We start from the raw sequence: 16,645 nt of genomic DNA, 5'->3' as shown, positions 1-16,645 counted from the left end.
GGGCTCAAACCATACACCGAAGCTACGGGTATCATCTTCGGATGATGCGGTAGAGGAGCGTTCTGTAAGCCTGTGAAGGTGAGTTGAGAAGCTTGCTGGAGGTATCAGAAGTGCGAATGCTGACATGAGTAACGACAATGGGTGTGAAAAACACCCACGCCGAAAGACCAAGGTTTCCTGCGCAACGTTAATCGACGCAGGGTTAGTCGGTCCCTAAGGCGAGGCTGAAAAGCGTAGTCGATGGAAAACAGGTTAATATTCCTGTACTTCTGGTTATTGCGATGGAGGGACGGAGAAGGCTAGGCCAGCTTGGCGTTGGTTGTCCAAGTTTAAGGTGGTAGGCTGAGATCTTAGGTAAATCCGGGATCTTAAGGCCGAGAGCTGATGACGAGTGTTCTTTTAGAACACGAAGTGGTTGATGCCATGCTTCCAAGAAAAGCTTCTAAGCTTCAGGTAACCAGGAACCGTACCCCAAACCGACACAGGTGGTTGGGTAGAGAATACCAAGGCGCTTGAGAGAACTCGGGTGAAGGAACTAGGCAAAATGGCACCGTAACTTCGGGAGAAGGTGCGCCGGTGAGGGTGAAGGACTTGCTCCGTAAGCTCATGCCGGTCGAAGATACCAGGCCGCTGCGACTGTTTATTAAAAACACAGCACTCTGCAAACACGAAAGTGGACGTATAGGGTGTGACGCCTGCCCGGTGCCGGAAGGTTAATTGATGGGGTTAGCTAACGCGAAGCTCTTGATCGAAGCCCCGGTAAACGGCGGCCGTAACTATAACGGTCCTAAGGTAGCGAAATTCCTTGTCGGGTAAGTTCCGACCTGCACGAATGGCGTAACGATGGCGGCGCTGTCTCCACCCGAGACTCAGTGAAATTGAAATCGCTGTGAAGATGCAGTGTATCCGCGGCTAGACGGAAAGACCCCGTGAACCTTTACTATAGCTTTGCACTGGACTTTGAATTTGCTTGTGTAGGATAGGTGGGAGGCTTTGAAGCGTGGACGCCAGTTCGCGTGGAGCCATCCTTGAAATACCACCCTGGCAACTTTGAGGTTCTAACTCAGGTCCGTTATCCGGATCGAGGACAGTGTATGGTGGGTAGTTTGACTGGGGCGGTCTCCTCCTAAAGAGTAACGGAGGAGTACGAAGGTGCGCTCAGACCGGTCGGAAATCGGTCGTAGAGTATAAAGGCAAAAGCGCGCTTGACTGCGAGACAGACACGTCGAGCAGGTACGAAAGTAGGTCTTAGTGATCCGGTGGTTCTGTATGGAAGGGCCATCGCTCAACGGATAAAAGGTACTCCGGGGATAACAGGCTGATACCGCCCAAGAGTTCATATCGACGGCGGTGTTTGGCACCTCGATGTCGGCTCATCACATCCTGGGGCTGAAGCCGGTCCCAAGGGTATGGCTGTTCGCCATTTAAAGTGGTACGCGAGCTGGGTTTAGAACGTCGTGAGACAGTTCGGTCCCTATCTGCCGTGGACGTTTGAGATTTGAGAGGGGCTGCTCCTAGTACGAGAGGACCGGAGTGGACGAACCTCTGGTGTTCCGGTTGTCACGCCAGTGGCATTGCCGGGTAGCTATGTTCGGGAAAGATAACCGCTGAAAGCATCTAAGCGGGAAACTTGCCTCAAGATGAGATCTCACTGGAACCTTGAGTTCCCTGAAGGGCCGTCGAAGACTACGACGTTGATAGGTTGGGTGTGTAAGCGCTGTGAGGCGTTGAGCTAACCAATACTAATTGCCCGTGAGGCTTGACCATATAACACCCAAGCAATTTGCGTCGAAGAGACCAGATTGCGGTGTGTGAAGACGAAACGAACCGAAAGTTCGATGTTCACAAAACACCGAAAGCTGTCACATACCCAATTTGCTGAAGCGAGACCACAAGGTCACGAGTCAGTACCCGAATTTCTTGACGACCATAGAGCGTTGGAACCACCTGATCCCATCCCGAACTCAGCAGTGAAACGATGCATCGCCGATGGTAGTGTGGGGTTTCCCCATGTGAGAGTAGGTCATCGTCAAGATTAAATTCCGAAACCCCAATTGCGAAAGCAGTTGGGGTTTTGTTTTGCCCGCAGGAAAGTTTTCACAAGACAACGCTGTCCCAGCCGTCGCAAGAAATGGCCATTGGGGAAATTCCTTCTGAAATGACCGGGCAGTTTTTGGTATGGTGCAGCTCGTTTTTTTTAACGGACTGATGTCATGCCCACGGATCGGTACTCATTTATGTCGAAGAGTTGCTGTAGAAATGCCTGAACCGATCCCGATCAAAGACCACGAAAAAGAGACGCGCCTGGTCAACAAACGTTTGATCGCCTGCGCCTTGTTCGTTTTCGCCATCAGCTGCGCCCTTGTCGTGCGCCTGTACATCCTCCAGGTGGTGGAGTTCGACTACCACTCCACGATCTCCGAAAACAACCGCGTCCACGTATTGCCGATCCCGCCGACACGCGGCTTGATCTACGACCGCAACGGCGTCTTGCTCGCCGATAACCGCCCCAGTTTCAACCTGACTATCACCCGCGAGCGCGCCACCGACGTCAATCAAGAACTGGACGAGGTCATCAACCTCCTGCACTTGCCTGCAGAAGATCGTACAGTCTTCGATAAAGCCATGAAGCAGTCCCGTCACCCGTTTACGCCGGTCACGCTGTTCTATGAGCTGACGGAAGAGCAAATTGCTGTATTGGCCGTCAATGAGTTCCGCCTCCCGGGCCTCGATGTCGAACCCCAGTTCGTCCGGCATTACCCGCTCGGCGCGCATTTCGCCCACTCGATCGGCTATGTCGGGCGGATCAATGAAAAAGAGTCGAAGAGCCTCGACTCGGTCGAATATCGCGGTACGCAATCCATCGGCAAAACCGGCATCGAACGCTTCTACGAGGCGCAACTACACGGCCACGTCGGTTACGAAGAAGTGGAGACCAACGCTCAAGGTCGCGTACTGCGTGTGCTCAAACATACCGACCCGGTCCCGGGCCAGAACATCGTCCTGAGCCTCGACATCAAACTGCAGGAAGCCGCCGAAGCCGCGCTGGGTGATCGTCGTGGTTCAGTGGTAGCGCTCGATCCGTCGACGGGCGAGGTATTGGCCATGGTCAGCAATCCGAGCTTCGATCCGAATCTGTTCGTCACCGGTATCAGCTCCAAGGAATACTCGGCACTGCGAGATTCGATCGACAGGCCGCTGTTCAACCGTGTGCTGCGCGGGCTCTACGCTCCGGGCTCGACGATCAAGCCAGAAGTGGCAATCGCCGGCCTCGACGCCGGCGTCGTGACACCGCAGACGCGCGTCTTCGACCCCGGTTATTACCAACTCCCGGACTTCGATCACAAGTACCGCAACTGGAACCACAGTGGCGACGGCTGGGTGGACATGGACGCGGCGATCATGCGTTCCAATGACACCTATTTCTACGACCTTGCGCATAAGCTCGGCATCGATCGCCTGCACGATTACATGGCAATGTTCGGCTTGGGTGAGAAGGTCTCGCTGGACATGTTTGAAGAGTCGCCCGGCCTGATGCCATCGCAAGCGTGGAAGCGCGCGACCCGCCGTCAAGCCTGGTTCCCGGGCGAAACGGTCATCCTTGGCATCGGCCAGGGCTATATGCAGGTCACACCGCTGCAACTGGCTCAGGCCACGGCATTGATCGCCAACAAAGGTGTCTGGAACCGGCCGCACCTGGCCAAGACCGTCGACGGTGTCGCTCCTGTCGACGAACATCCGATGCCGAACATCCTGCTCAAGGATCCGCGAGACTGGGAGCAGGTCAATCACGGCATGCAGATGGTCATGCACGATGCGCGAGGCATTGCTCGTGCGGCCGCGGCCGGTGCGCAATATCGCATCGCTGGCAAGAGTGGTACCGCGCAAGTGGTGGCGATCAAGCAGGGCGAGCGCTACAACCGCGAGAAAACCCTGGAGCGCCACCGCGATAACGCCTTGTTCGTTGGCTTTGCGCCGGCCGAGCATCCGAAGATTGCGATTTCGGTGATGATCGAGAACGGCGAGGCCGGTGGTCGTGTTGCCGGCCCTGTGGTGCGGCAGATCATGGACGCCTGGCTGCTTGATCAGGACGGTCATCTCAAGCCGCAATACGCCGCGCCGACGAAAGCGCCGGGTGACCCGCACGTTTAACCTTCAACAGTTCACAATAGCGGCTCATGCAAGCTGAGCCGTTACTGTGATCTGTCTTGCAAAGCCTATTTGCAGCGGTAACCCTCGGGCATCGTGACGGTGTAGTTGCGCTGCACGCGATCCTCGAAGTTCAGGTTCTGCAAGCCCTGTTCTACCAGAAAGGCTTCAACCTTGGTGGATTGGCAGTCTTCGTTATAGGACGACGCGCGAAGCAGGTAGACCGGGCGCTTGCTGACTTCGTCGCGGGCAGTGGCAACGAAGGTGCTGAGCGTGGTGTAACCGGTGCGCTCCGAGGTCCCTACCGGTCCATAGGTGGTGTTCGGTTTACTTGTACAGGTCAGTCGGTCGTCTTTTTTCTTGCTGGTCTTGCACACGGTAGAGGTGCTGGTCGGCACTTGCCCATAGTCGGTGGCGGTATAGCGGTAAGTCACCTGTCGACTGCCAATATCGAGGCTGACAGTCATTTTTATCGGCGCGTGGTTCTTTGGCAGACTGGCGTCGGTATAGACCTCCTGGAAACCCCTGTCTTTCAGCGCGTTAACCATGTCGCGAAGATAATAGCGGGCATTAAGAGCGTTTTCGTCGCTGCCACTCGCAGACGTCACCAGCACAGTCGCCTTTCGGTCAAAATGATAGTCCGGATCGGGTGTGGCATTTAGCGCGACGTCCATTTGCGTGGCGCAGCCGCTGATCAACGCTGTCAGTAAAAACAGCGCGCAAAGTAAAAACCGGGTCATGAGAAAGCCGCCTTACAAACTAAGGATTGAATAAGAGTTAAACGGTGTGGACTGGCGACAATTAACTTGCACGCCTGCGCAAGGCTCAGTCTTTCTGGTATTCCAGCAAATCGCCTGGCTGGCAATCGAGTGCTGCGCAGAGCTTGTCCAGGGTGGCCATCTTCACGCCCTTGACCTTGCCATTCTTCAGTAATGACAGATTGGCCTCGGTGATGCCCAGCAGGCTGGCCAACTCTTTCGAGCGAATTTTTTGCGTGGCCATGACAACGTCAAGGCGGACGATAATGGTCATTGTATTGTTCTATATGTATTGGCTTTGCTCATCGCTGAGTACTTTTGCATCGCGCATGATAATTGAAAACAAACAGAGCAATACGCCTTTGACAATCTCGTAGGCAGAAGTGGAAGACAGGCCGATCGAGAACTGAAAAATACGATCCCCTGGCGGCAGATCAATAGACAGGGCCAAACCTTGCAAGGTCTCTATCAGGGGGTAGGCGGCCGGAGAAATGATGCACAGAATCCCCACTCGCCATAACACCTTGATGTTGCGCTCGGTCCAGGTTTCGCCGCGGGACAAGCGCAGGAAAAACAACCCTGTCAGCCAGAGCACGTAGGTCGAAAGCAGGACGGGCAGGAAATCCAAAACGACGAGCAGCGCAGTGACCAGTGGCGAGAGCCATGTATCGGGGGCAAGCAGGGCACCTTCGACAAACGGGTCAAGTAATTGCGGCGAGTTTTCGGCGAAGGCGTAGAGCAGAGCCGCGAGCATTTCATCCGTTTGGAAGAACCAGATCGAAGCGTTGCCACCGACCTCGGTCACCGCTAAGACCCAGACAAGAATCGCTGCCAGTAATCCCACCCAATGCATGCGCTGCAGTGCCAATCCGTTGTTACGAGTACTCATGAAAAATCCTTGCGGTGTCATTGGGAATGACTAATTCTCGATGTTAAATTATCGAATGGCAATAATAAATTGTTCTTGTTTTGTGAAGGGCGTTGTTGGCATCGGACGCAGTGGTCATAGAGTGAACCTCAGTTCAATCGATTTGCGGGGATTTCTATGTCGATAGATTTTCGAGTTCGAAGCAAGTCGAGAGCAGGGGAGGGCCGCGACCTACGCGGTGGCCGCTGATATCGATGACGGGTTCTGCGAATGATTGGAGCGGGGGGCATGCGCCACAAGCATGCTTCAGTCCCCGCTCTAACCGGTCTTACTTGATCTCGGTAATGAAGTTTTCCCGCGAGCGCCGAACCTTTTTCAAGTTGACCAACCACTCTCCCTCAGTGGCTCTATGCCCTAGCGGCAGAATCACTACACTGCACAAGTTGCGGGCCGTGAGTCCGAGGATTTCATCGATGGCTGCCGGGTCGAAACCTTAGGTCTGATCAGTGTGCTCGTCATCAAATTCCGTAAAGGTGAAAGATGTTCTCCGCCCCCACATTTGAAATGCATTCCAATGTGGGAGCGAGCCTGCTCGCGAAGGATCCTCAAAGCCGCCGCAAAAAAATCAGGCCCCAGGCACCGGGCAGCTCATGTCACCTTCTTCACACTTCAAATACTGTTTCAGCGACTCAACCCGCAGCTTGGTCACCCCCGTCAGACAACTGCTGTAAACCCACGGATAAACGCTCCCGCCAGTAACTCCCGACGATGAAAACTTGCACTCGGCATCCCGAAACCCGAGCCACGCCCGCTGCGCGCTGACCAACAGCTTCTTGCCATCCGGGTTGTCCTTCAATCGCCCGATGATCTGTTGATACACGGTGTTCAACTCTTTGTCCGCCGCTTTGAAATCCTGCCCGGCGCACTGATTCATCGTCGCCTGATCGCTGGCATTGGCGCAGTCGACGGCGGCGTGGGCGAGGGGAGTGAACAGAAAGGGGGTGAGGGCCAGAAGCAGGCGTGGGGACATGGTCAAGTCTCGCTGTATCGAAGATAAGTGCCGAGCAGTGTAGCGGCTGCTTCGCACTTATTCAGGCAGGCGCATTCGGGAGGCGTCGAGCAAACGGTCGGCGATGGCCGCAATCTCTTCACCATCGTGCAGCCTTTCCAGCCAATGTGCAGGAATGCCCCGCACGCCGTAATAGGCGCCGGCCAACTGACCGGTGATCGCGGCGGTGGTATCGGCGTCATCACCCAGGTTGGCCGCTCGCAAAATGGCCGCTTCGAAGCTGTCCGTCTGGTGAAAGCACCACAGCGCCGCTTCCAGGGACTGCACGCTGTAGCCATTGCCTTTGATATCCGTCTCGGACTGAACGAGGTATTCGCCACGCGCAATGGCGGCAACCTTGGATTGCGAGAAGCTGGCGGAAGGCAACTGACGCAGTTCTGCTTTGCTTGCGCCTTCAAGCGCTCTGGCAATCAACCCGGCCAACAATTGGCAGCATTCGATGGCTTCAGGTGCTGCGTGGGTGGTTCGCGAACTGTCGGCGGCAAAGCTCTGGATTTTCCGGGCATCGGGAAAGTAGAACAGCGCCACCGGCACCAGACGCATCAGCGAACCGTTGCCGGCGCTGTACGGGTCGGTCGAGCCGGCGAAGGGATCAGCGGTTTGTTGATACTGCGCGAGCGCCTGGCTGACGGTCATGCCGACATCGAAACATTCACCGGTCGAACTGAGGTAACCCCATTGCCACCAGTTGAGGTAGCGGCCCATCTGATCGGCAGCGTTGAATCCATTCTTGTTCAGCAGGCTTTCTGCCAGACAGAGGGCCATGGAAGTGTCATCGGTCCACTGCCCTGGCTTGAGGTGGAACGGGCCACCGCCGACCATATCGGTCAATTGTGGGAATGATCCCCGTGGTTTGAACTCAACCGTAGTACCGACAGCGTCGCCGCACGCAAGACCGAGCAGGGCTCCGCGGTAACGTTCAGCGAGGGATGGCGGCATGATTCGTCCTTGTAGATTCAAATTCGCTGGAGAAGGTAACAGTTTCGTTGGGCGGAGGGTGCCTGGATCCATCACAGCAACGGTCAAAAAGTGCAGCTTGATGTGTCTTTGCTGATGAATGACTGCACCGCCTTGATACAACTTCACATTGGACATGTGGTCATACAGGCCTAGTGTTCAAAACAGGAGGTGACGTATGAAACCAGTACCCAATAGTTTCGAACGCAAAATCACGCTCAAGGCGCCGCGTTCGCATGTCTGGCGTGCATTGGTCGATGCCGAGGCGTTTGGCCAGTGGTTTGGGGTGGCGCTGGAGGGCAGGCGTTTTATTGCCGGTGAATGGACGCAAGGGCAGGTCACGTATCCGGGTTATGAACACGTGTTGTGGAACGTGCTGATCGAGCGGGTCGAGCCGCAGCAGTTGTTTTCGTTTCGCTGGCATCCGTATGCGGTCAATCCGAAGATCGACTACTCCCAGGAGCCGACTACGTTGGTCAGGTTCGAGCTGGAAGACTTCGAGAGCGGTACGTTGCTGAAAGTGTCCGAATCCGGCTTCGCGCACATTCCTGACATTCGCCAGAAAGAGGCGTATTACATGGACAGCCGTGGCTGGGAGGAGCAGTTGAGCCGGCTCGAACAGTTTCTTGCCGAGAGCGCCAAGGCCCGCGAGCGTGACGGTGGCTGAGACCTTCGAATCTTGCCTGAACGACAGCGACAGCCGGCCATGTGCACGGTGGTGCTGGAAACAGGCCTAGGACAGCTGAACGTCGCGTAGATCGTGGCTTCCATGCTTGCTGCCTGACACGGCTAGGGGTTTTCGGAAGGGTTGCTATGGCGAATGTCCTACACGCGCTGGTAGCTTTTACGACTATTGGCGATTGGATCCACCGCGTAATCTACACACATCAACTGAGACACAGGGAGTGTTTCAGGATCAAGGATGATCGACCATTTGCAAGGATCGCTGCCGACAGGGAGTCGATAATGGTCTTGGGAAAAACCCGCTTCGGCGGGTTTTTTTTCGCCTGTATGTAGGAGCTCCGCAGGCTGCGATCTTTTGACTTTGGCTTTTAAAAGCAAGATCAAAAGATCGCAGCCTGCGGCAACTCCTACTTTGGTTTGTGCGTTACGAGGCGATCAATTGGCGCAGGACGTAATGCAGAATCCCGCCCGACTTGAAGTACTCCACCTCATTCAACGTATCGATCCGGCACAACACCTCGATCTTCTCCTGGCGCCCGTCCTCACGGGTGATCAGCAGCGGCAGATTCATTCGCGGTGTCAGCTCGACGTCGGTCAGACCCTGGATTTCAAAGGTTTCCTTGCCGGTCAGGTTGAGGCTCTTGCGGTTCTGATCAAGCTTGAACTGCAGCGGCAGCACACCCATGCCCACTAGATTGGAACGGTGAATTCGCTCGAAGCTTTCCGCGATCACCGCTTTGACCCCCAGCAGATTGGTGCCCTTGGCTGCCCAGTCACGGCTGGACCCGGTGCCATATTCTTGCCCGGCAACCACCACCAGCGGCGTGCCCGAAGCCTGATACTTCATCGCCGCGTCGTAGATCGCCAGTTTTTCGCCGGTCGGAATGTAGATCGTGTTGCCACCTTCTTCACCGCCGAGCATTTCGTTGCGAATACGGATGTTGGCGAAGGTGCCGCGCATCATCACTTCATGGTTGCCGCGCCGTGAACCGTAAGAATTGAAGTCCCGCGGCTCCACGCCTTTTTCGCGCAAATAATGCCCGGCCGGGCTGTCGGCCTTGATGTTGCCGGCGGGGGAGATATGGTCGGTGGTCACCGAATCACCCAGCAGGGCCAGCACTCGTGCACCTTTGACATCCTTGATTTCAGGCAACGGGCCGGAAATGTCGTCGAAAAATGGCGGATGCTGGATGTAAGTCGAATCGTCTTGCCACACATACGTCGCCGCTTGCGGCACCTCAATGGCTTGCCACTGTTCATCACCGGCGAACACTTCGGCGTATTCCTTATGGAACATTGCCGTACTGACCTGATTGACCGCGTCGGCGATCTCTTTGCTGGTCGGCCAGATATCGCGCAGGTACACCGGATTGCCTTGCTGATCTTCGCCCAGCGGTTCGCTGCTGATGTCGCTGCGCACGCTGCCGGCCAGGGCATAGGCGACCACCAGCGGCGGTGAGGCCAGCCAGTTGGTTTTCACCAATGGATGCACGCGGCCTTCGAAGTTGCGGTTGCCGGAGAGCACGGAGGCGACGGTGAGGTCAGCTTTCTGGATGGCTTTCTCGATCGGCTCCGGCAGTGGCCCGGAGTTGCCGATGCAAGTGGTGCAGCCATAGCCGACCAGGGAAAAGCCGAGCTGATCGAGGTATTGCGTCAACCCCGCAGCCTTGTAGTAGTCGGTGACCACTTTCGAACCCGGTGCCAGCGAACTCTTCACCCAAGGTTTGCGGGTCAGACCTTTTTCCACCGCTTTTTTCGCCAGCAGGCCGGCGGCCATCATCACGCTCGGGTTCGAGGTGTTGGTGCAGGACGTGATCGCGGCGATGACCACGGCGCCGTTTTTCAGGCGATAAGTGTGGCCTTCATATTCATATTCGGTTTCGCCGACCAGATCGGCATTGCCCACCGCGACACCGCCACCGCCTTCACTTTCCAGACGTCCTTCTTCTTTACTGGTGGGTTTGAATTGCAGATCCATGAAGTCGCTGAACGCTTGTGCGACATTCGGCAGCGAAACGCGATCCTGCGGGCGTTTTGGCCCTGCGAGGCTTGCTTCGACGCTGCCCATGTCCAACGCCAGGCTGTCGGTGAACACCGGCTCTTGACCGGGCAGACGCCACAGGCCTTGAGCCTTGGTGTACGCCTCGACCAGTTTCACCACTTCCGGTGGCCGCCCGGACAGGCGCAGGTATTCCAGCGTTACGTCGTCAACGGGGAAGAAACCGCACGTCGCGCCATATTCCGGGGCCATGTTGGCGATGGTCGCGCGGTCGGCCAGCGGCAGGTCGGCGAGGCCGTCACCGTAGAACTCGACGAACTTGCCGACCACACCTTTCTTGCGCAGCATTTGCGTGACGGTCAGCACCAGGTCGGTGGCCGTGATGCCTTCCTTGAGCTTGCCGGTCAGTTTGAAACCGATCACTTCCGGAATCAGCATCGACACCGGTTGCCCGAGCATCGCCGCTTCGGCTTCGATCCCGCCGACGCCCCAGCCGAGTACGCCGAGACCATTGATCATGGTGGTGTGCGAGTCGGTGCCGACCAACGTGTCGGGGAACGCGTAGGTGCGGCCGTCCTCATCCTTGGTCCACACGGTGCGGCCGAGGTATTCGAGGTTGACCTGGTGACAGATACCGGTACCCGGCGGCACCACGCTGAAATTGTCGAAAGCGCTCTGGCCCCAACGCAGGAAGGCGTAACGTTCGCCATTGCGCTGCATTTCGATGTCAACGTTCTGCTCGAACGCGCTGGCGGTGGCGAACTTGTCGACCATCACCGAGTGGTCGATCACCAGATCCACCGGCGACAACGGATTGATTCGCTGCGGATCGCCACCGGCCTTGGCCATCGCCGCACGCATGGCGGCAAGGTCGACCACGGCGGGCACGCCGGTAAAGTCCTGCATCAACACCCGGGCAGGGCGGTATTGAATCTCGCGGTCGGAGCGGCGCTCCTTGAGCCAGGCGGCAATCGCCTTGAGGTCGGCGCCGGTGACCGTTTTTTCATCTTCCCAGCGCAGCAGGTTTTCCAGCAGGACTTTCAGCGACATGGGCAGCTTGTCGAGGTCGCCCAGGCTTTTGGCGGCATCCGGCAAACTGAAATAGTGGTAGGTCTTGTCATCGATTTGCAGGGTTTTGAGCGTTTTCAGACTATCGAGGGACGGCATTACGATCACTCCTTTGAATCCGCACGGCTACGGATTGAGGGGACGAATAGAGCTTTAAACCTAGCCCTGTTTTAGGTAGCTGGCTAATAACTGGACTCTATGAGCGGAACCAAGGTTCCGACATCGGCTATCATGCGCCGGTTTTCGTGACAGGCTTTGCTTCAACGCAAGGCCTGAGCATCGCGCGGCGGCCGAATGATCGCCCGCTGCCCAGGAGTAAGAATGAACACCCTATTCATGCATTGCCGGCCAGGCTTCGAAGGCGAAGTCTGTTCGGAGATTTCCGACCTCGCCGCGCAACTCAACGTGGCCGGCTACGCCAAGGCCAAAGCGGCTACCGCCTGCGCCGAGTTTGTCTGCACCGAAGAAGACGGCGCCGAGCGCCTGATGCGCGGTCAGCGTTTCGCTGAATTGATCTTCCCGCGCCAGTGGGCGCGCGGGGTTTTCATCGATTTGCCGGAAACCGACCGCATCAGCGTGATCCTCGCGCACATGGCCGGATTCCCGGTGTGCGGCAGCCTGTGGCTGGAAGTCGTCGACACCAACGACGGCAAGGAACTGTCGAATTTCTGCAAGAAATTCGAAGGCCCGCTGCGCAAGGCCCTGACCGGCGCCGGCAAACTGGTGGATGACGCCAGCAAACCGCGTCTGCTGCTGACCTTCAAGAGCGGTCGTGAAGTGTTTCTCGGCATGGCCGATTCCGGCAATTCGGCGATGTGGCCGATGGGCATTCCGCGGCTGAAGTTCCCGCGTGAAGCACCGAGCCGTTCGACGCTGAAGCTGGAGGAGGCATGGCACCACTTTATCCCGCGTGATCAGTGGGAGGATCGTCTGCACAGCGACATGACCGGCGTTGACCTCGGCGCCGCGCCGGGCGGCTGGACCTGGCAACTGGTCAATCGCGGCATGCTGGTGACCGCGATCGACAACGGCCCGATGGCTGAAAGTCTGATGGATACCGGACTGGTTCAGCATTTGATGGCAGACGGTTTCACCTTCAAGCCCAAGCAACCGGTGGACTGGATGGTCTGCGACATCGTCGAGAAACCGGCGCGCAATGCCGCCATGCTGGAAGAGTGGATCGGCGAAGGGCATTGCCGCGAGGCAGTGGTCAACCTGAAGTTGCCGATGAAGCAGCGTTACGCCGAAGTGAAGCGCTTGCTCGAACGCATTGCCGATGGTTTCAAGGCACGCGGGATCAAGGTCGATATCGGCTGCAAACAGCTGTATCACGACCGCGAAGAAGTGACCTGCCATTTGCGCCGTCACGACACCAAGAAAGCCAAATCCCGCTGACACAACACATAACCCTGTAGGAGTGAGCCTGCTCGCGAAAGCGCTGGGTCATTCAGCATTGATGTTGGCTGACACTACGCCATCGCGAGCAGGCTCACTCCTACAGGGGTGTGGCGTAACGCCACAGATGACCGAATACCCGGCAATGCGCGACAATGCCGGCCAGTTTCAGGAGTGAATCATGAGTGAAATGATCGATACCCCGGTCGACGGCACCCTCGACGCCACCGGCCTCAATTGCCCGGAGCCGGTGATGATGCTGCATCAACACATTCGTGATCTGGCGCCCGGCGGCCTGCTCAAAGTGATCGCCACCGACCCGTCGACCAAACGCGATATCCCCAAGTTCTGCGTGTTTCTCGACCATGAACTGGTGAGCCAGCACGAAGAGGCCGGTACTTATCTGTACTGGATCCGCAAAAAGTCCTGATCAAAGGCAAAAAAAAGACCTGCATCTGCAGGTCTTTTTTTATGGGCGATCAACCCGCCGAGCGACTGATCCGAATACGCTTGCGCGCACTGCGCGTCAGGCGAATCGACAGCATCAACGCCGCACAGCTCAAGCCCACGATCAAACCCTGCCACAAACCACTCGGGCCGCGTGGCTCGCCGAGCCAGTCGGTCAGACCAAGGGCGTAACCCACCGGCAAACCAATGCCCCAGTAGGCGAACAGGGTCAGGATCATGGTCACGCGCGTGTCCTGATAGCCACGCAGCGCGCCGGCGGCGGTGACCTGGATCGCGTCGGAAAACTGGAACAGCGCCGAATACACAATCAGCATCGCCGCGATGTGAATCACCGTCGGGTCAGCGGTGTAGATTGCCGCAATCGGCTCGCGCAGCAACAGCATCATGCTCGCCGACAGGCAGGCGTAAGCCAGCGCGGTGCCCATGCCGACACCAGCGGCAAAACGCGCTTCGCGTGGCTCTTCGCGGCCCAGTGCCTGACCGACGCGCACGGTCACCGCCATGCCCAGCGAATACGGAATCATGAACACCAGCGAACTGACATTGAGGGCAATCTGGTGCCCGGCCACCACGGTGGCGCCAAGACTGCCGATCAGCAGGGCGATCACGGCAAAAATGCTCGACTCGGCAAACACGGCGATACCGATTGGCAGACCAATCGCCAGCAGACGCTTGATCACTGTCCATTGTGGCCAGTCGAAACGGCTGAAGATTTCGCTCGAACGATAGGCCGGTGCCCAGCGCTCATAACCGGCCAGCCCCAGCGCCATCACCCACATCACGATGGCCGTGGCCCAACCGCAACCGACGCCGCCCATCGCCGGCACACCGAAATGGCCATAGATGAAGATGTAGTTCAGCGGAATGTTCAGCGCCAGACCGCACAGGCCCAGCACCATGGCAGGACGCGTACGGCCGATGCCGTCACTGGTGCAGCGCAGTACGTGATAGAAAGCCACCGCCGGCAGACCACTGGCGATGCCGTGCAGGTATTGCATGCACGGGCCGATCAACTCGGGATCGACCTTCATCAGGTGCAGCACCGGCTCGGCGGCCACCAGCATGGCGGTGGCGATCAGTCCGACCACCAGCGCCAGCCACAACGCCTGACGGACGATAGGGCCGATTTCGCTGTGGGTACCGGCGCCGAAGCGCTGAGCGACTTTCGGCGTGGTTGCCAGCAGAGTGCCGGTCATCAGCAGAAACACCGGCACCCAGATCGAGTTGCCCAGCGCCACCGCTGCCAGATCCTTTGGCCCGACGCGGCCAGCCATCACCGCGTCGACGAAGCCCATGGCCGTAGTCGCCAGTTGCGCGATGATGATCGGCAATGCCAGGGCGAGCAGGTTCTTGAACTCCAGGCGAATCCGCGCGGGGCGAGTGAGGGAGACGGCGACAGGTTGATCAGTTACAGAATTCACGGGAAAAACGTCCACAGCTGTTGATGCGCAAGGCGCCGCATTCTACGCCGCTGACGCCTTGGTCAGGAAAAATCCTCTGTTGCGGATTTGTAAGCGCAAAGCCCGCTGGCCCGGCGAACGATCTGCACCTAAACTGCCGATCCGCCTAAGGAGCCCGCCATGCTGATTGTTGCCGACGAAAATATCCCGCTGCTCGATGCCTTTTTTGCCGGTTTCGGCGAGATCCGCCGGGTGCCGGGCCGTTCCATCGACCGTGCGACGGTCGCGCAGGCCGACGTGTTACTCGTGCGCTCGGTGACCAACGTCAACCGCACGTTGCTTGAGGGCAGCAAGGTGCGCTTTGTCGGCACCTGCACGATCGGCACCGATCATCTGGATCTCGACTACTTCAATGAGGCCGGCATCACCTGGTCGAGTGCACCCGGCTGCAATGCCCGAGGCGTGGTCGATTATGTGCTGGGCAGTCTGATGACCCTCGCCGAAATCGAAGGTGTCGATCTCACTCAGCGGACTTATGGTGTCGTCGGCGCCGGTGAGGTGGGAGGGCGCCTGATCAAGGTGCTGAAAGAGTTGGGCTGGAATGTCAAAGTCTGCGATCCGCCGCGCCAGTCTGCCGAGGGCGGCGATTACGTGAGCCTTGAGCAAATCATCGAGCAGTGTGACGTAATCAGTCTGCACACACCGCTGACACGCAGCGGCGTTGGTGCGACCTGGCATCTGTTCGATCAGCAGCGTCTGCAGCAGCTCAAACCCGGTACATGGCTGATCAACGCGGCGCGTGGTCCGGTGGTGGATAACGCCGCGCTGCGCGAAGTGCTGCTGGAGCGTGAAGACCTGCAAGCCGTTCTCGATGTCTGGGAGGCCGAGCCTGAGGTTGATGTTACATTGGCCGAGCTTTGCGTACTGGCCACTCCGCACATTGCCGGTTACAGCCTTGATGGCAAACAGCGCGGAACGGCGCAGATCTATCAGGCTTACTGCCAATTCATCGGCCAGCCAGCAAGCATTCAACTCAGTGAGCTGCTACCGGCGCCGTGGTTGTCGCAAGTGACCTTGCATGGCGACAGCGAGCCGGCCTGGGCGCTGGCGATGTTGTGCCGAGGCGTGTACGACCCGCGCCGTGATGATGCGGATTTTCGCCGCAGCCTTGTAGGTAATGTCGGCGAGCAGCGGGCGGCGTTCGATGTGTTGCGTAAACAGTATCCGGTGCGGCGCGAGATTGAAGGGCTGAAGGTGCGGATTGAAGGGGATTCGCCGGCGTTGGCGAAGATCGTCGCGGCGCTGGGGGCGGTGACGGTCTAGAAACCGGGTCGGCCCTTTCGCGAGCAGGCTCGCTCCCACATGGATCTCGCACTCACTGACGATCTCCTGTGGGAGCGAGCCTGCTCGCGAAGGTCGCGCCAAAAGTCCCCGGATCTGCAGGCAGAAAAAACCCGGCCAAAGGGGCCGGGTCAGGAAGACGGTGGCTATATCACTTTTGTTTGGCAGGCTTGACCAATCGCTTGTCCAGTTCGCGGCACGCGTCCTGGATCATGTCTTCGGTGATCGGTACTTCACGCCCATCCTTATCGATAATCGAGCAACCCAGAGGTTGGCCGGGCTTGGTGCGGATCACTTCAATCTTGTCATCGCTGCTGTGTTGCAAGGACATGGCCTGTCTCCTCATCAGGTTGTTTACCCAGATTAAAACCGCCACGTGACCAGGCTGTGACAGCGCCTTTCGATCCGTCATGAGCGGCCATTCCAGTCCAACAGAAATGACCGTTCGTCTCAACCTTGACGTTAGACCGATAGCAACTATGGCCTAGT

13 protein-coding genes and 2 rRNA genes (1 of these 15 running past the window's edge) are annotated in these 16,645 nt (G+C 57.7%); 7 read left to right on the top strand and 8 right to left on the bottom strand.

What is annotated here, in order from left to right:
- The 3 genes from CLU80_RS03920 to mrdA form a co-directional block, all read left to right on the top strand.
- A 23S ribosomal RNA gene (locus CLU80_RS03920) occupies positions 1–1,767 on the top strand (it extends 1,127 nt beyond the left edge of the window).
- 152 nt (positions 1,768–1,919) lie between these two features.
- Positions 1,920–2,035 (top strand): 5S ribosomal RNA (gene rrf / locus CLU80_RS03915).
- 224 nt (positions 2,036–2,259) lie between these two features.
- Complete coding sequence (gene mrdA / locus CLU80_RS03910; RefSeq protein ID WP_034156458.1) at positions 2,260–4,152, top strand: penicillin-binding protein 2; 1,893 nt, start codon at positions 2,260–2,262, stop codon at positions 4,150–4,152.
- A gap of 65 nt (positions 4,153–4,217) precedes the next feature.
- On the opposite strand, the gene CLU80_RS03905 is transcribed toward mrdA, so the two are convergent.
- The 5 genes from CLU80_RS03905 to CLU80_RS03880 all read right to left on the bottom strand — a co-directional run bounded on the left by CLU80_RS03905 (position 4,218) and on the right by CLU80_RS03880 (position 7,783).
- Complete coding sequence (locus CLU80_RS03905; RefSeq protein WP_099756803.1) at positions 4,218–4,889, bottom strand: hypothetical protein; 672 nt, start codon at positions 4,887–4,889, stop codon at positions 4,218–4,220.
- Positions 4,890–4,974: 85 nt separating this feature from the next.
- Positions 4,975–5,181, bottom strand: coding sequence for a helix-turn-helix domain-containing protein (locus tag CLU80_RS03900; RefSeq protein ID WP_007910409.1), 207 nt, complete (start codon positions 5,179–5,181; stop codon positions 4,975–4,977).
- 9 nt (positions 5,182–5,190) lie between these two features.
- Positions 5,191–5,796: a hypothetical protein gene (locus CLU80_RS03895; RefSeq protein WP_093433623.1), complete on the bottom strand. Its 606-nt coding sequence runs from the start codon at positions 5,794–5,796 to the stop codon at positions 5,191–5,193.
- A 604-nt stretch (positions 5,797–6,400) separates the two neighbouring features.
- Positions 6,401–6,805 carry a lysozyme inhibitor LprI family protein gene (locus CLU80_RS03885; RefSeq protein ID WP_093433626.1) on the bottom strand — a complete coding sequence of 135 codons (405 nt, stop codon included), beginning with the start codon at positions 6,803–6,805 and terminating at the stop codon, positions 6,401–6,403.
- Positions 6,806–6,862: 57 nt separating this feature from the next.
- Positions 6,863–7,783 (bottom strand): ADP-ribosylglycohydrolase family protein, encoded by a 921-nt coding sequence (locus CLU80_RS03880; RefSeq protein WP_099756802.1) that lies wholly within the window; start codon positions 7,781–7,783, stop codon positions 6,863–6,865.
- A 196-nt stretch (positions 7,784–7,979) separates the two neighbouring features.
- Between CLU80_RS03880 and CLU80_RS03875 the strand changes: the two genes are divergently transcribed.
- Entirely contained in the window at positions 7,980–8,468 is a 489-nt protein-coding gene (locus tag CLU80_RS03875; RefSeq protein ID WP_093433632.1) for an SRPBCC family protein, read from the top strand.
- Positions 8,469–8,909: 441 nt separating this feature from the next.
- Here the strand turns inward: CLU80_RS03875 and acnA are convergent, their stop codons facing one another.
- On the bottom strand, positions 8,910–11,651 hold the full coding sequence (acnA, locus tag CLU80_RS03865) for an aconitate hydratase AcnA (protein WP_099756801.1): 2,742 nt from the start codon (positions 11,649–11,651) through the stop codon (positions 8,910–8,912).
- A gap of 222 nt (positions 11,652–11,873) precedes the next feature.
- On the opposite strand from acnA, the gene rlmM reads away from it, so the two are divergent.
- Together rlmM and tusA are read left to right on the top strand one after the other, a co-directional pair.
- On the top strand, positions 11,874–12,947 hold the full coding sequence (gene rlmM, locus CLU80_RS03860; protein ID WP_099756800.1) for a 23S rRNA (cytidine(2498)-2'-O)-methyltransferase RlmM: 1,074 nt from the start codon (positions 11,874–11,876) through the stop codon (positions 12,945–12,947).
- 181 nt (positions 12,948–13,128) lie between these two features.
- Positions 13,129–13,377, top strand: a complete 249-nt coding sequence (gene tusA, locus CLU80_RS03855) for a sulfurtransferase TusA (RefSeq protein ID WP_093433644.1) — start codon at positions 13,129–13,131, stop codon at positions 13,375–13,377.
- Positions 13,378–13,426: 49 nt separating this feature from the next.
- Here tusA and CLU80_RS03850 read toward each other — a convergent pair whose 3' ends face one another.
- Complete coding sequence (locus CLU80_RS03850; protein WP_099756799.1) at positions 13,427–14,836, bottom strand: MATE family efflux transporter; 1,410 nt, start codon at positions 14,834–14,836, stop codon at positions 13,427–13,429.
- 159 nt (positions 14,837–14,995) lie between these two features.
- Here CLU80_RS03850 and pdxB point away from each other — a divergent pair, with 159 nt between their 5' ends.
- The gene (pdxB, locus tag CLU80_RS03845) at positions 14,996–16,138 is read left to right on the top strand and encodes a 4-phosphoerythronate dehydrogenase PdxB (RefSeq protein ID WP_099756798.1); all 1,143 of its coding nucleotides are present in this window, start codon (positions 14,996–14,998) and stop codon (positions 16,136–16,138) included.
- Positions 16,139–16,307: 169 nt separating this feature from the next.
- Here the strand turns inward: pdxB and CLU80_RS03840 are convergent, their stop codons facing one another.
- The gene (locus CLU80_RS03840; RefSeq protein ID WP_093433652.1) at positions 16,308–16,487 is read right to left on the bottom strand and encodes a PA1571 family protein; all 180 of its coding nucleotides are present in this window, start codon (positions 16,485–16,487) and stop codon (positions 16,308–16,310) included.
- Between the last annotated feature and the right edge of the window lie 158 nt (positions 16,488–16,645).

The sequence above is a fragment of the Pseudomonas sp. 29 genome (assembly GCF_002754355.1).
GTDB classification, from domain to species: domain Bacteria; phylum Pseudomonadota; class Gammaproteobacteria; order Pseudomonadales; family Pseudomonadaceae; genus Aquipseudomonas; species Aquipseudomonas neuropathica.
Note: the sequence above shows the minus strand (reverse complement) of the source record. Positions and strands in the feature narration are given on the sequence as shown.

Bases quoted from the DNA above. Each gene is read 5' to 3' on its own strand.
- CLU80_RS03880 (WP_099756802.1), bottom strand. From the start codon at position 7,783: ATGCCGCCATCCCTCGCTGAACGTTACCGCGGAGCCCTGCTCGGTCTT.
- CLU80_RS03895 (WP_093433623.1), bottom strand. From the start codon at position 5,796: ATGAGTACTCGTAACAACGGATTGGCACTGCAGCGCATGCATTGGGTG.
- mrdA (WP_034156458.1), top strand. From the start codon at position 2,260: ATGCCTGAACCGATCCCGATCAAAGACCACGAAAAAGAGACGCGCCTG.
- tusA (WP_093433644.1), top strand. From the start codon at position 13,129: ATGAGTGAAATGATCGATACCCCGGTCGACGGCACCCTCGACGCCACC.
- CLU80_RS03905 (WP_099756803.1), bottom strand. From the start codon at position 4,889: ATGACCCGGTTTTTACTTTGCGCGCTGTTTTTACTGACAGCGTTGATC.
- CLU80_RS03885 (WP_093433626.1), bottom strand. From the start codon at position 6,805: ATGTCCCCACGCCTGCTTCTGGCCCTCACCCCCTTTCTGTTCACTCCC.
- CLU80_RS03900 (WP_007910409.1), bottom strand. From the start codon at position 5,181: ATGACCATTATCGTCCGCCTTGACGTTGTCATGGCCACGCAAAAAATT.
- acnA (WP_099756801.1), bottom strand. From the start codon at position 11,651: ATGCCGTCCCTCGATAGTCTGAAAACGCTCAAAACCCTGCAAATCGAT.
- CLU80_RS03875 (WP_093433632.1), top strand. From the start codon at position 7,980: ATGAAACCAGTACCCAATAGTTTCGAACGCAAAATCACGCTCAAGGCG.
- CLU80_RS03840 (WP_093433652.1), bottom strand. From the start codon at position 16,487: ATGTCCTTGCAACACAGCAGCGATGACAAGATTGAAGTGATCCGCACC.
- pdxB (WP_099756798.1), top strand. From the start codon at position 14,996: ATGCTGATTGTTGCCGACGAAAATATCCCGCTGCTCGATGCCTTTTTT.
- rlmM (WP_099756800.1), top strand. From the start codon at position 11,874: ATGAACACCCTATTCATGCATTGCCGGCCAGGCTTCGAAGGCGAAGTC.